This is a genomic window from Microseira sp. BLCC-F43 (assembly GCF_041929235.1).
In the GTDB taxonomy this organism is placed as follows: Bacteria; Cyanobacteriota; Cyanobacteriia; order Cyanobacteriales; family Aerosakkonemataceae; genus Microseira.
Genome location: NZ_JBHFNP010000296.1, coordinates 36058 through 49646 on the forward strand (window position 1 = coordinate 36058; position 13589 = coordinate 49646).

The 13589-nt window shown below is 43.4% G+C and carries 12 protein-coding genes; all 12 read right to left on the reverse strand.

What is annotated here, in order from left to right; genetic code table 11:
* Positions 1 to 269: 269 nt before the first annotated feature.
* Positions 270 to 905: a Uma2 family endonuclease gene (locus ACE1CM_RS39470; protein WP_374884473.1), complete on the reverse strand. Its 636-nt coding sequence runs from the start codon at positions 903 to 905 to the stop codon at positions 270 to 272.
* Positions 906 to 992: 87 nt separating this feature from the next.
* Positions 993 to 1553 (reverse strand): Uma2 family endonuclease, encoded by a 561-nt coding sequence (locus tag ACE1CM_RS39475; RefSeq protein WP_374884474.1) that lies wholly within the window; start codon positions 1551 to 1553, stop codon positions 993 to 995.
* Positions 1554 to 1718: 165 nt separating this feature from the next.
* The gene (locus ACE1CM_RS39480) at positions 1719 to 4613 is read right to left on the reverse strand and encodes a class I SAM-dependent DNA methyltransferase (RefSeq protein ID WP_374884475.1); all 2895 of its coding nucleotides are present in this window, start codon (positions 4611 to 4613) and stop codon (positions 1719 to 1721) included.
* A 240-nt stretch (positions 4614 to 4853) separates the two neighbouring features.
* Complete coding sequence (locus tag ACE1CM_RS39485) at positions 4854 to 5714, reverse strand: bifunctional class I SAM-dependent methyltransferase/HIT family protein (RefSeq protein ID WP_374884476.1); 861 nt, start codon at positions 5712 to 5714, stop codon at positions 4854 to 4856.
* A 142-nt stretch (positions 5715 to 5856) separates the two neighbouring features.
* Entirely contained in the window at positions 5857 to 6375 is a 519-nt protein-coding gene (locus ACE1CM_RS39490) for a hypothetical protein (protein WP_374884478.1), read from the reverse strand.
* Positions 6376 to 6715: 340 nt separating this feature from the next.
* Positions 6716 to 7690 carry a heme o synthase gene (locus ACE1CM_RS39495; RefSeq protein ID WP_374884479.1) on the reverse strand — a complete coding sequence of 325 codons (975 nt, stop codon included), beginning with the start codon at positions 7688 to 7690 and terminating at the stop codon, positions 6716 to 6718.
* 109 nt (positions 7691 to 7799) lie between these two features.
* The gene (locus ACE1CM_RS39500) at positions 7800 to 8717 is read right to left on the reverse strand and encodes a heme A synthase (protein WP_374884480.1); all 918 of its coding nucleotides are present in this window, start codon (positions 8715 to 8717) and stop codon (positions 7800 to 7802) included.
* A gap of 263 nt (positions 8718 to 8980) precedes the next feature.
* Positions 8981 to 9682, reverse strand: a complete 702-nt coding sequence (locus ACE1CM_RS39505; protein WP_374884481.1) for a DUF2834 domain-containing protein — start codon at positions 9680 to 9682, stop codon at positions 8981 to 8983.
* Between the two features lie 6 nt (positions 9683 to 9688).
* The gene (locus ACE1CM_RS39510) at positions 9689 to 10357 is read right to left on the reverse strand and encodes a DUF2834 domain-containing protein (RefSeq protein ID WP_374884483.1); all 669 of its coding nucleotides are present in this window, start codon (positions 10355 to 10357) and stop codon (positions 9689 to 9691) included.
* Between the two features lie 429 nt (positions 10358 to 10786).
* Positions 10787 to 11467: a DUF2834 domain-containing protein gene (locus tag ACE1CM_RS39515; RefSeq protein ID WP_374884484.1), complete on the reverse strand. Its 681-nt coding sequence runs from the start codon at positions 11465 to 11467 to the stop codon at positions 10787 to 10789.
* Between the two features lie 44 nt (positions 11468 to 11511).
* On the reverse strand, positions 11512 to 12588 hold the full coding sequence (gene hrcA / locus ACE1CM_RS39520; protein WP_374884486.1) for a heat-inducible transcriptional repressor HrcA: 1077 nt from the start codon (positions 12586 to 12588) through the stop codon (positions 11512 to 11514).
* Between the two features lie 467 nt (positions 12589 to 13055).
* Positions 13056 to 13589, reverse strand: a 534-nt coding sequence (locus tag ACE1CM_RS39525; protein ID WP_374884488.1) for a zinc ribbon domain-containing protein, incomplete at its 5' end; no start/stop codon positions are given.

Sequence of the window (13589 nt, forward strand, 5' to 3'; positions counted from 1 at the left end):
TAGCTCTATCTAAGTTTTACACAAACTCGAGGTATTGGTAGATGGAACCAAATACGAGATAACCTGTTAGAGCATTTCCCGCTTGATGGGGTAGATCCACAGGGACTATTCATTAGTGGCAGGGCTGAGTAGGTCTAATTATTAATTGTACCGCAGTTGCAGTCTAACACGCCATTACAGCAGATAAAACCGCAAGGTTTCAATTCCTAAACTTACGCCGCTCCATAGACTACACACGAATTGTGTAAAACCCACATAATTGCAATAAATCATGAATCAGTTAATCTCTGGCGGAATTCTCGCAGAGCAACTCCGGTTCCCTGTTGGGATGCTACTTGCAGCACTTGTGCGATCTTTGTTGGCAAGTCGATTTCTGGGAAATAGCGGCTTTTAGGTTGCAGTTGATAGCTTTCCTCTTGCAGACTGTAAATTTTTAGATCGCTTTTTTTGAACAACCAAACTTCCGGGACTTTGTAGGGCAGATAATCGGCGGCGGCGGTATAGGTGGTGACATCAATTTCGATCGCCAAATCGGGGGGAAGATCGGTTTGCCAATCAATCCGATCTTTGCCTACGGCGGTTTGCCAATTATCAATATAAAAGCAGTAATCTGGCTCAATTCCTCCTTCTTCAGGGATGTCCATTGTAATAGGGGTAAAGGCTTCGTAGTTACGATTTTTGCTATCTAGTAAGGCTTCAACAATATCTGCCAGAATATTGGCTTCGCGTCCATGTCTAGCGATGGGACTCATAAGTAAAATTTCTCCATCGCGATACTTGATGCGGGGAATCGAGCCATCACCCCGGCTATCGCGCAAGGCACAGTAGTCTTGCCAGGTTCCAGGCATTCGCACCACGGTTCCGGGGGGGAGTTGGATTTTGTCTCGTGAAATTACGGCGTACATGGCTATATCTGGGTTGAGAACACCGATAGAATAACGAATTTTTGTTGTAGCGATTGTCTTAAAAAATGGCGTACTGGGATTGCTGCCTCACTCCTCACCCTCAAATATAACTCCTTCGTACAGCAATTCAATGCTATCTAAACTAATAATATCTCCAGCAGTGTAAGGATAGTATAACCACATTTTGCCTTCTCCCCGACGATAGCAATCAACTGCAATTTTTTCTGATTCAATTAAGACGTATTCTTGCAGAGTGGGGATGGTGCGACAATAGGTGAATTTCTTACCGCGATCTTTTGCTTCTGTACTTGGGGAAAGAACTTCGACAATCAGTTTGGGATATTGGATGAATTTGCGCGAGTTGAGGTCTTGGGGGTCGCAACTGACAATAACATCGGGATAAAAGTATGCGCTACTGCTGCTTAGTTGGAGTTTAACATCGGAAACATTAATCCGATAGCCTCTTGGACGCAGATGGTGTCGTAAGGCTCTGTACAAGTTAAGGGTAATATCATTATGGGGAATCGAGCCTCCAGTCATGGCGAAGATTTCGCCGTTGACGTATTCATGACGAATTTCTTGTCTCGCTTCCCATTCCAAGTATTCGTCAACGGTCATTTTTTGTGGGGTTTCGGGGGTGGCAATCATCGCGGGTTCCTCTAGTGAACTCAAGTTGCTAGTTATAAGCTTTGGCGGTGGTCATTGGTAATAGGTAATTGGTAATTGGATTCATTGGTGCTTGAACCCTGACAATTACCCATTACCCATTACCCATTACCAGCGTCGTTGGATGTAACTAGCAACTTACGTTAGTTAATATGATTCTGGCATTTTGACGCAATCCTCTGTAATAAACTCACTGGCATTTTTCACGACAGGCGGCAAACCGGGAGCGACAACGGGTAACCCTTTAGCTTCTCGCGCTGCTACCTCAAAATTCAATTCGAGCAAAAACTTTAGTGGATCTTCCTTGGCTTTAATGCCGTAAGCTTCCCGCACGGCTGCATCCAGTTCTGCATGTGCCTTGCGAAGCGGGTTATCTCCCGGTAATTCCAAGGTGCGATACAGTTCGCGCAAACTCCACTGGTTTTCCTTCATCACCTGGCATCGTAACTGCCGCAATTTGACGGCTGCTGTTGCAACTTTTTTAGCTTGTGGCAGTGTGGGGGATTGCGGAAAGGGGAAGGAATCAAAAACTGTGTCGGAGGTGTAACGAAAATCCCGTTTTAGGGTTGAACATCGCTGATTAAACCATTCCCAATGAATTCCAGATTGCAAAATTCCAAACGAGTAATCGTCAGATAGCGGAAAGACTTGTAGAGCATCGCTGGGTCTGATTTTAGGATCGATAAACTCAAACACAGGTCGTTTTGTAACTCTACTACAAGCGATATAACGAGATGAATTGGCAATTTTTTGCATTAATTCAGCCCGAGGATATGAAAGCAACCACCATTTTGCCATAAAATTTTGATGATGACGATTAACCTTGGCTTTTGGGTTATCCTTTAAAGCCTCGTTGTTGCGTTCTGCCTCTTCTTTAGCAGCATTTTGGCGAGTTGGTAATACAAGCTCTTGAATTCTATTGAAGGGTGCAGAATATTTACTAGCAGCAAAAACATCACGGGGATGCAAGTCAATAACATATCTTTGTGGTAATGGAGGTTTCTCTGAGAGTAAATCCTCTCCAATCAAGTAAGGAAAAATAACTTCCATATTGTTTTTCGACTGTCGCATCATGGCAGCCGCTTCATTTGGAGTCAGTAAAAATCCTTCATGTCCATGTGTTTGTCCTTGATAACAAGCGTCCGAGTTGGCATTTATCAGAAGTTTCTTGGCTTGAGTAACATCAAGTTTTGCAGACAGGGATGAATTGATTGTATTTAGTTCTACAATTTCCCAAGGGCTGTCTTTATCATCACCAAGTTGGGTGAAGAGTTTCTTTTTGCCTGGTTGTTCGCCTTTGATCCAGTTAGCAATCGACACATGGACAACAGCGTTGCCTGACCAAACTTGGGTAGAAACTGCTTCGGTAATTGTGCCGCCATTACTCACAATGTAATCTAAGCTACCTTCGCGGGAATAGTTTTGGCGGATGGTGTTTGTACCAACCAATCCGGCGCGTTTGTTTGGTTTCAATTCATCATGGGCACGGCGAAACCAATAGACACAATAATCTGCCCGTCCAGGTACTCCGGGATATTTGGCTCGGACTCGGCGCACATAGGCGGATCCATACTCTTGTTGCATCTTGTTTTTTGATTGGTAAGGTGGATTACCAATAATTGCGTCTGCCTCTGTCCAATCACAAAACAGAGCATCATCACAGCGAATATTTTGCTCCAAGTTATCGAGAGGAAGGGCGCGATCGAGTTCTAGAGGTAAGCTCATTTGCGCTACGTTGAGCAACTGATTTTCCTCATCTAGTGCCAGCTTTTTCCCTAGCATCAGAGTTACTTTTGCCAGTTCTACCGCAAACGGTTTGATGTCAATACCGTAAAACTGAGTCGTTTTGACCAAAGACATCGTACCGATACTGCCTGCTTTCCGCCCGCCAAATTCTGCGTGAATTTTTGCCAGTAGTTGCGCTTCCAGTCGCTTGAGTTCTCGGTAAGTAATGTAGAGAAAATTTCCGCTACCACAGGCAGGATCTAGTACCTTAAAGTTGATTAATTCCTGTCGCAGTGCCAGTAAGTCTTTTAAGGTTTTAGCCGCCTCGATCCGCTCGCGCCAGGGTCGTACAATCGTTGGCAAGACTACCTTTTGAATGTCAGCTTCGCTGGTATAATGAGCGCCCAAGGCATGACGTTCTTCTTTACCCAAGCTGCCCTCAAATAACGTGCCAAAAATAGCAGGTTCCACCTTTGACCAGCGTTGCGATGCTGCGGTTGCTAGCAAATCGATTTCATTTCTAGTGAGGGAGATGGGTTCAACAGTTGAGAAGATGCCACCATTGAAATAGGGAACATCTCGATAACGACTATCTTTGGGTGCAGGGCGATCGCTTCCCATTTGTCGGAATAATCCCCCAATTAAATCGTAGGAACTAAACTTATTAGCTCGACAATCTTCTAAAAATTCGGTAAACAATCCCCTCGGTAACAAGTCAATATCTTCTGCAAACAGGGAGATAACACACTGAAGTATAAACCGTTGCGCGATCGCTGTATCTTCCCCTCGTTCTACTAACCGATTAAATACCTGTGCCACATCATCAGCGGCTTTGCGCGTAACATCAACTTGATTATTATTAAATAAGGGTTTGCGGTTTTCAGGAAAGAGAAAATTGAATGCGGTAAAGCGGTTAGGTAACTCTTCTAAGCTAATGCGATCTACAGGTTCCCGTAGTTGGGTATCAAAGTCATAAATCCAAAACTCATCGAAATTGCAAAGAACCGTATATTTTGGACGCTGAGGAACCAACTCTAGCCAGTATTCAAATGCTTGTTGATAGTGCTTCTCTAACTTTTCGCCGCGCTTTTTCATCTCCAGAAGTAACCTTGGTCGCCACAACAGATCGGCAAATTTTGTAGATTTTCCCTTGGCTTTGACTCGAAATTCTAGTTCCGCTCCCGCTTCCTTGTAACCTGCATGGTTAAATGCTTGAAACAGGCGATCGCAAAATACTTGAGCCTCACCTTTTTCATCTCCCTTCAAAGAACAAACATAGTCAACAAAAGCTTTGATTTTGCTCGATGTATCTGTCATGGGAATAGACAACCAGTGTAAAGAAGCGATAGAACAGTCGCCGTGCGGTTAACCGTCGTGCGTTACGCGAAGGCGATCGCATCCAAATTTCAGGACTTACGCAAAAAAACAAGGGGCGAGCCGAAAAATCGTGGGTTTGTAGTCGCGATATTGATGCATCACCTTTGTTTTTGGCCCGCGTGTTGAGTCCTAATTTCTTACATTTTATCATGAATATTTTCTTCACTTCCTCACTTTTAATTACTCGTTTCTTCTTTTAGGAATCACACATCTGATTCCGCCTTTATTACCCTCCGCATCACCTTGGTAACGCGGGATAATATGAATGCTAGCGTGCTTCCTAGTCTGACCTGCATCTTTATTGATATTTATTCCCACATTAAACCCATCAGGCTGAAATTCTTTGGTCAAAATCTCTTGCACTTTATTCGCCATATACCAGCAGGCAGATTGTTCTTTAAACGGCAATTCAAAATAATTGGCAACGTGACGCTTCGGTACGATCAACACATGCCCTTTACTCACAGGATAACCATCGAACATCGCATAAGCTGTCGCTGACTCTGTTAATATGGTTAGATTTTTATAAGGGTTACAAAATATGCAATTATTAGTTGAATTTCTTTGATGGTTATAATGCATGTATTCGTAAATTTCACACATTTCATTTAAATATATTGACTTAAAAGGAAGTTTAACGATACACTGATATGTAGGCTTTTTGTGAATATAATGTTCTCGGAAACCTTCTTTTTTTATATCCCTTCTGACTGCATAATACGCTTTGCCTCCCGGTTTCAACAGATGTGCAATTTGCATGATAACATTCGCTTGTTCTTCAGGAAACAAAACGTTTAAAACGTAAAAGCAAATAATGGTGTCGAATTTTTCATTAGGGTATTGCGGGAAATAATAAGGGTCATAACCTGTAATATCAAATCCTTTATTTTGCAAGATTGTCACATCATTACCAAATCCACAACCAAAGTCTAGAACCTTACCTTGAAATAGGTTTTTATCTAACAAAAGCTGTGCTGGGAATGACAGATAAACTCTTTCTTTTGCAGTCAGGTGACTGAATTTATTTTGTTGCTTTTTCATAGATACGGGGTTTCTACTACAATCGGACACAGCACGATGTGATTCGCGCTCGTTCCATAGAATTCCCCGTTTTAGTGAAAAACTAACGCTCTACCCGCCTTATTCCTCGCTACAAGGGGATAGGGTATTGGTTGCTGCTAACTCATCGCTTCCCTTGCTTCCAATCTTCTCCACCAGGTAATTGTGCTAAAAAATTAGGGACGATCTCAGCTAAATCTCTAGTTGAATAAACATAAGTTAGATCGATCAATTTCTCAGCAGCAAGGTTTATTTGAGTTTTATCAACTAATTCTGATAACTGAAATGGACTTAATTGTCCATTCATCGTGTCCACACTGGCATAAGTAATTGCCAGCTTTAGCGATTCTTCCAGGATGGCATCCCATTCATCTCTTTGGATGTAGTAAAAAGTTTTATTCGCCTTGAGATTCAAACGTTTAATGCCGATGACGGAAGCTAGGATTGAGGCAGCACAATAATTAGTTAATTTTTGCTCAACTTGATTTTTAATTAAATGCATCATCATTCGATCTAAAAATGATTGAATATTACGCAAGATTGCCTGTCTGCTCATTGCTTCTAACTGATCTACAATTGCTAAAGCCTCTTCAAAATTACTTTCTAAAATGCTCAATCTGAGGTGGACTAATTCTTCAGTCATAACTACCTTGGCGGGTGAGGATTGCGGTTGCGATCGCTAACCCTATCTTATATTATGTCCGGGTGCATGGGTTGCATAAGCGAGGGGCGGGTTTATTAATCCATTGCGCTGGTGGCAAATATCTCTCGTAAAACCCGCCCCTACAACACCATCTATTATGCAAAACTTGGCGCGCCCAACAGGATATTATCGGAATTTTGTTCAAGTGTATTGTAGGGGCGGGTTTTACCAAGAATCTCTACCAATAATCGACAATTTATATCAACCCGCCCCCTCCAAATAATAAAACCCGCTTGGTAAACAACCAAGCGGGAAACAGCGACGATAAAATATCGTCTGACTATTGCAGTATCGAAATCGTGCTAATTAGCGTATCCACATTTTGAGCGATGCTAGCTGTCATGCAGCGAGTCACTGGCAAACTATCAATCACCAGTCCTAAACACAGCAGCATCATGTAGATAATCGAGTATTTAAACACCGACCGCGCTGACGTGTTATCAACTGGATTTTGCAACAGTTGCCAAGCTTTTTGGATAAATTTCCATCCCAGAGTAACGGCAATCAGTCCATAAACAACACCTGCGGTACCCAAAGGATAAATTAGCAATAGGGTTGATGGCACCAAAATTAAGGTGTAAATCCAGATTTGGCGAGTTGTTTCTACTTCACCTTCTACTACTGGTAACATCGGAATTCCAACTTTGGCGTAGTCATCTTTAATCATCAACGCCAATCCCCAAAAATGGGGCGGCGTCCAAATAAATACGATCGCAAACAGCATCCACGCTGACCAACTTAAACTACCCGTCACTGCTGCCCATCCTACCAAAGCAGGAATTGCACCCGCCGCACCACCAATGACAATATTTTGGGGCGTGTGGCGTTTGAGCATGTGGGTGTAGATGAGCATGTAAAAAACTATACCCGACATTGTTAACAACGCCGCTAGCAAGTTGGCAAACACAGTTAGTAAGGTGAAAGAAAGCGTAGCGAGTGCGATCGCAAACAACAATGCATCCCTCGTCTGCACCCTACCAGAAGGAATCGGGCGATGGCGGGTGCGCTCCATTGTATAGTCAATATCGCGATCGTAGATACAATTGAGCGTCTGCGCCGAAGCCGCTGCTAAAGTTCCACCCAAAAGAGTTACTATTAGCAACACCGGGTCTACTCGCCCATCCGACGCCATCCACATGCTGGCAGAAGTTGTAATTAACAGTAAGGGAATAATCCTCGGTTTGGTTAGCTGGTAATAGCTTTGAATGACTTGTAGAAAGTTTTCATGTTGGCGGGCAAAGCTAGTCCCTATCATTACGGTTACATCCTTCTCGTGTGAAACAAAACTTGTGGAATTGCAGATTGTAGATTGGAGATTGCAGATTTAAGAAGCAAATTGAATCTAAAATCTCAAATCTGAAATCTCAAATCTGAAATTCTTTTAAATCTCGCAGTCCTAGTACGGTAAATGCCACCAGGGAACCCAATAATGCTGCACCTACTGCTTGGTGAGAAACTGTGAGGATTTCTACTTGCAGGTGTAAGCGGAAAGTCGCAATTCCCAAAACTATTTGTGCAATTAGCAACAAAGCGGTAAGTTTAGACAAGTTACGCAGCATGGGATGAAGTGCGGGGGTTCGCCATGCCAAAATTACTACTGCCAAAGTTGCTATAGTTGCCGGAAACACGCCGATGATGTGGCTGTTCATTACCGCACATAACTCCGATGCGCCGAAGCATTGGTGCAGCGCCCAGCGCGAACCTACTAGCGCTCCTAGTAAGCTTTGCAGGTAAACTAAAATCGCGGCGGTTAAGCCGATCCAAGGTAGCTTACCAACACTTCGGGTGCCTTTGTAGGGAAGTAGCGCCATGCCTATTACTAGCAGGGTGATGAAGAATAATAGCGCACATCCCAAGTGGGCGGTGACGATGTCAAATCGCAGCAATTGGGTAACCGTGAGTCCGCCTAACACGCCTTGGAATACAATCAATCCCAAGGCAAATATTGACGCACCGGGCATCCAGCCAGGTAGCTGACGGCGATACCACCAGGATAAGCCAACTAACGCGATCGCGCTCACCCCAATTAACGCCGCATCGAGTCTATGAAACCATTCCAGGAATACCTGGAGGTTCATCAGTTGTTGCGAAGGTACTAACTGACCATAGCACAAAGGCCAATCCGGACAAGCCAACCCGGCATTCATCACCCGCGTCGCGCTGCCGACTGCCATCAATAGTAGCGTCGCGATCGCTATCTTCCACACAAAGCGACGAATCCAATCTTTTGGGCTGGTACTCGATTCGGTGCGTATCTCCTGATGCAAGGCAGATTCAGTCATTAGCTATACCAAGGATGTTATTTGCAAACAGTATTAAGCGAGTCATGAGTATTTACTCATTCCCAGCCAAGCATCACACTTGGTTGACCATTGGCTCCTAATAATCAATTTAGTCAGACTAAACGGTTTTCCCGAAAAGCTTTCCGTATTTTTTTAGTTTTAAACTTTTACATATCTTTACAATACCTAGCCAAACCCAGCCGTTACCAGTTCCATCGGCATTTTTAGGAATTCTGGTATAATTGTTACAAATTCGGTTTTTTTTAAGAGCCTAGAGGTGCGAGGGATTCCGGTTCGGAGACGCTGCGCGATCGCATCTCTAGTTTTGTTGTTAAAGAGGGACGCCAGCAAAGATAAAACAATGGCCCAAACAGCGGAATTAGTCCCACTGTCCAAAAAATTCTAGCATCGTGAATCCCCCGACGCGCCATATCATCATCGAATAGCGATGTGAGGGGAAATATCAAACACATCAAACAAAAATCTAGACTTATCAGGTGAACAAATGCCGTAGTTTGAAACTGCAAGACAAAATCTTGCCAATCTCCAGCAATTATCCCATAGGCAATCAAACCAATGGTAGTTAAAAGCAGGGTAACTCCGGTTGAACGTCGATCTAAAATTTCGAGCCACTTATCTTTTGTGCCGGATAATTTTTGATTGGGTTGACGTAAAATCAAATAAGGCATTAGACAGATAACTCCGGTTCCGTTCGAGCCAATAAAATAAGGCCAAGCGCGAAACTTTTGCATTCTGCCATCAAAAAACATCAGGCAAGCATATATCATAGGCCAAACGCCCATCAGCCAAAATATTGCCACCAGAATTGCATTAACTTTTGCCAGCTGGAAGGTTAGCAAATTCTTGACAATAGGCCATGTATCTGGTTGGTCGAGGGGTGCTAACCAGATTGTATAACCTACGAAGGTTATCCAGATGAAAAACAAGGCAAGTTTCCTGACCATAATTTTTTATGCGAAAGCTTCTGGCGCAGTTTTAGCACTCGTTTCTTCTAAAGGAGGACGCAAACATATATAAGCCACCGAACCAATTAAAGGCAGCAGTGAGAAAGTCCAAAAAAGTAGCGAATTTTGGAAACCTCGCCGCGCCATATCATCGCCCAGCAGCGTTGGAAATAATAAACCAAACAGACAAAAAGCCCAAGTCATACCATTAATAAATCGAGAAGTTTGGAACTGGTAAAAAAACTCTCCCCAGTTGCCAAACAGTAAAGCATAACCGAGTAAAACAACCGTACTTAAAGCGAGGCCAACACCAGTCCAGCGCGAATCTAGCAGCTTGAGAAAAGCGTCTTTTTTACCAGAAAATTCTTGATTCGATTCCCGTAAAGCTAAATAAGGTATTAAGCCAATCACTCCCGTTGCAGTGGACGCCAAAACAAAAGGCCATGCCGGAATTTTTTGCATCCTGCCATCAGCGAAAATCAGACAACTGTAGATTTGTATCCAGATGCCAATCAGCGAGAATAATGATAAAATAATTGGATTAATTTCTAACCAATTTCCTGTAAATAAGTTTTTAAGCAATTTAACTGTACTTGGTTGAGAAGGGGGAGAGAGAAACAGAATATAGCCAATAAATCCTATCCAAATCAACCACAGTGCAATTTTTATAGTCATATTGGTAATGGGTAATGGGTAATTGGTAATCGGGAAGTAATTATATCATTTTCGGTAGCAAAGAGTGTGTATAGTAGGGGCGGGTTTTACCAACCATTCACTGGAAACACGAAATATTTCGTTAAACCCGCCCCGGCTGGCTGATTACAGCGGCTTGCAGCCGCGTTAGGTAAAGCGTTATCGCGCAAGGCAAGTGTAGCGGCAGCAAAAATGGCAGCCCGCACACTGCTGTTGATGGTGTACCTCATTCGAGTGCAAACCTCTATAAGTAGGAGCCTGCGACTTGCGATCGCAGGCTGGAGAACGGACATATGCAAGGTTATAAATGAATAATAAAGTAAATCTATAAATGCTTATATCTGTCTTTAGTTAAGTTTAAAAAATATACCACAAGAGAGAGGAAAAACCCTCTCCCTTTGCTTTTACCACTTAGCGTGTGGTGCTAGCAACAGTTTCTGCTTCTACCTCTGTTGAAGATTCTGGCAACGAAGGACGCAAGCAAAGATAGACAAGAGGTCCAAATAAAGGAATCAGGGATACTCCCCAAAAAACTAGCGGATTTTTCATGCCTCGCCGCGCCATATCATCTCCTAACATCCCAGGGAATAATAGAGATAGCAGACAAAAATCTAAACTCATTACGTGGATGAAGCGATCGCTCCTCCATTGTTGGATAAAATCACCCCAATTACCATCGCGCAAACCATAAACAACAAGCCCAACCGTAACCAGAGTTAAAATAAAACCCGTAAACCGCGAGTCGAGTATCTTCAGAGTAATATTCTTACTACCAACAAACCCCCGATTCGGTTCGCGCAACCCTAAATAAGGTAATAGCGCAAAAGCACCCACCCCAAACGACAAACCTGTAAACAACCAAGCAGGTAACTTTTGTCCCCTACCATCCGCCAACAGCAGACAAGCATAAATCATAGGCCAAACGCCCATAATATTAAACAGAGAGACAACCAAAGAATTAATCCCTTGCCAATTACCCGTAGAAAGATTTTGAATCAACTCAGGAGTATCTGGTTGATTCGGAGGCGCTAACAAAAAAGCGTAGCCCACAAAACCAACCCACAATAACCAAAAAGCAACTTTTCTAACCACACTCCTCCTTCTCTGCGTTCTCTGCGTCTCTGCGGTTCAAAAAATTAACTTAACGCTTCAGATAGATAATCTGCCGCAGCTTCTACTACAGCGATCGCATTCTCATAAACCATCCGCGTTGGTCCCAAAACCCCTACACTTCCTACCGGCATCGCACCTTGCCGATAAGTAGCAGAAATCAGCGTACAAGTGCGAATTGGTTCTAGAGTATTTTCCGCGCCAATTCGCACCGTTACGCGCTTTCCTAACTTTTTGGTAGCAGGTGATTCAAATATTACAGGCCACAACTGCTCTTGCTCTTCTTCCAATAGGTGGATCAGCGTTTGTACTTGCTGCAATTCGGAAAATTCTGGTTGACGCAACACCTCCGATACGCCGCGAATCAGAATTTGCGTGCCGCCAGCGCTTGGTTGAAACCTTAAAATGACTTCTGCTAGTAAATTTTTTAGAAATTCGGCATATTGTTGAAATTCCCGATCCACTTGAGTCCAGTCTAAGGAAGCAATCTCAGAAAGACTTTTTCCCCTTAGCTGACTATTCAAAAAGTTAGACAGAATCTGCAACTCTCTATCTAAAATTTCCTGATCGAGTTGGGCTTTATCTTCGGTATGGGGTAATTGCATCAACACCGATTGGGTTTCATAATGCTCTGTTACCACAATCAGCATCACCCTTCCCGTCTCAATTTGCACCAGTTGCAAATGCCGCAATTTGTTAGTCCGACTCTGAGGCATCGTGATCAGGGTAATATAACCGCTGATTGTCGCCAGAATTTGAGCAGCACCCTGCAAAAGTGCCTCCAAACTCCAATTTTTTTGCTGCAACCGATCTTGTAACAACTGTTCCACCTGACGTGCTAGCGGTTCTGAAGGCGTAATCAGTTGGTCTACATAAATGCGGTAACCAGAGTCCGAGGGAACCCGTCCCGCTGACGTATGGGGTTGATACAACAAACCTGCTTTTTCTAAAACGCCCATCGCGTTGCGAATCGTCGCTGGGCTAACGCTCAGGTTATATTCGTCTACTAACGCCTTCGATCCCACGGGTTCTGCCGTTGCGATGTAGTGACGTACTGTTGCCCAAAGAACTTGTTGTTGTCGGTCAGTCAAATGGATTTGCATAGATTTGTCAAGCGGCAGTGGCGTTTTATCGAATTATTAAAAAATTGCTGCGTTACAGCCCAATCTTTTCTCAAATTTGATATAGGATAATAACAAAATTCCCAGGGTTTCGCATAGAGCGCGGGGCAGATTAAAATTCTATCTATCGAAGTAGAGCATTTTTTGCTATAATATTAGACTGGGCAAAAATTGCAGGCCAATTTATCCTCAGATCGCTTACTATATTTTCCCTGGCGAGCGGGGAGGCAATGGTAGCAAGCTATACAAAGATTTTAACCGCTCGCTGCTATATTACGCCCCAGGAGCGGGAAAATGGTGGTAGGCGATCGCGCCGATGCACCGCTAACACAATAAATGGCTTTACTTCTAAGATAGCAAAGCCGAGGCTGATGTCGCTTGACAATACAACCAAACTTATATGCGCTTTTTTGACACTCCGCGCGATAAATCGACGCGGATTCTTGCATCTACAGACATTCCCTACTAGAGGGAATATCTTTCATCAAGTTAGGGGTTGTGCCAAGCAACCCATCAACTAAACCAGATGAAACCATTAAAGCAGCATCCTTCTTTAGGTCTAGTTGACAAGAGAAACCATCCCACTTGGAAAGGTTTCTAGCAGCGTTTAAATCAGCATTGTGGTAGTGAGAGTTAGGGCAGTTAAAATGGTGTCCTTTTCTATTACCAATAGTTCCGCAATTTGAACAAGATTTACTGGTGTATGGAGCCGGACGTTTAATTAGTTTTAAACCTTTCAAAGCTAACTTGTAATCAAGAAGTTGCTCTAAAGAATAGTACGCCCAAGAATGCCTAGACTCTCCACTATCAGAGCGATTCTTTTTGCTCTGCTTCATGGAATGGCGGCAAGATTCTAAATCTTCAATCACCACATCAGCATTGAGATATTCAGCAAATCTGACAATCCTTCTGCTAATGGTGTGATTGACGGCATCCATCCATCGGAGTTCTTTTTTGTCCCACTTCTTTAGAGCGCGGAACTT

What these genes read in the sequence shown, in the direction of transcription:
- ACE1CM_RS39470 (WP_374884473.1), bottom strand. Translation starts at nt 905, where the DNA reads ATGTACGCCGTAATTTCACGAGACAAAATCCAACTCCCCCCCGGAACC.
- ACE1CM_RS39475 (WP_374884474.1), bottom strand. Translation starts at nt 1,553, where the DNA reads ATGATTGCCACCCCCGAAACCCCACAAAAAATGACCGTTGACGAATAC.
- ACE1CM_RS39480 (WP_374884475.1), bottom strand. Translation starts at nt 4,613, where the DNA reads ATGACAGATACATCGAGCAAAATCAAAGCTTTTGTTGACTATGTTTGT.
- ACE1CM_RS39485 (WP_374884476.1), bottom strand. Translation starts at nt 5,714, where the DNA reads ATGAAAAAGCAACAAAATAAATTCAGTCACCTGACTGCAAAAGAAAGA.
- ACE1CM_RS39490 (WP_374884478.1), bottom strand. Translation starts at nt 6,375, where the DNA reads ATGACTGAAGAATTAGTCCACCTCAGATTGAGCATTTTAGAAAGTAAT.
- ACE1CM_RS39495 (WP_374884479.1), bottom strand. Translation starts at nt 7,690, where the DNA reads ATGATAGGGACTAGCTTTGCCCGCCAACATGAAAACTTTCTACAAGTC.
- ACE1CM_RS39500 (WP_374884480.1), bottom strand. Translation starts at nt 8,717, where the DNA reads ATGACTGAATCTGCCTTGCATCAGGAGATACGCACCGAATCGAGTACC.
- ACE1CM_RS39505 (WP_374884481.1), bottom strand. Translation starts at nt 9,682, where the DNA reads ATGGTCAGGAAACTTGCCTTGTTTTTCATCTGGATAACCTTCGTAGGT.
- ACE1CM_RS39510 (WP_374884483.1), bottom strand. Translation starts at nt 10,357, where the DNA reads ATGACTATAAAAATTGCACTGTGGTTGATTTGGATAGGATTTATTGGC.
- hrcA (WP_374884486.1), bottom strand. Translation starts at nt 12,588, where the DNA reads ATGCAAATCCATTTGACTGACCGACAACAACAAGTTCTTTGGGCAACA.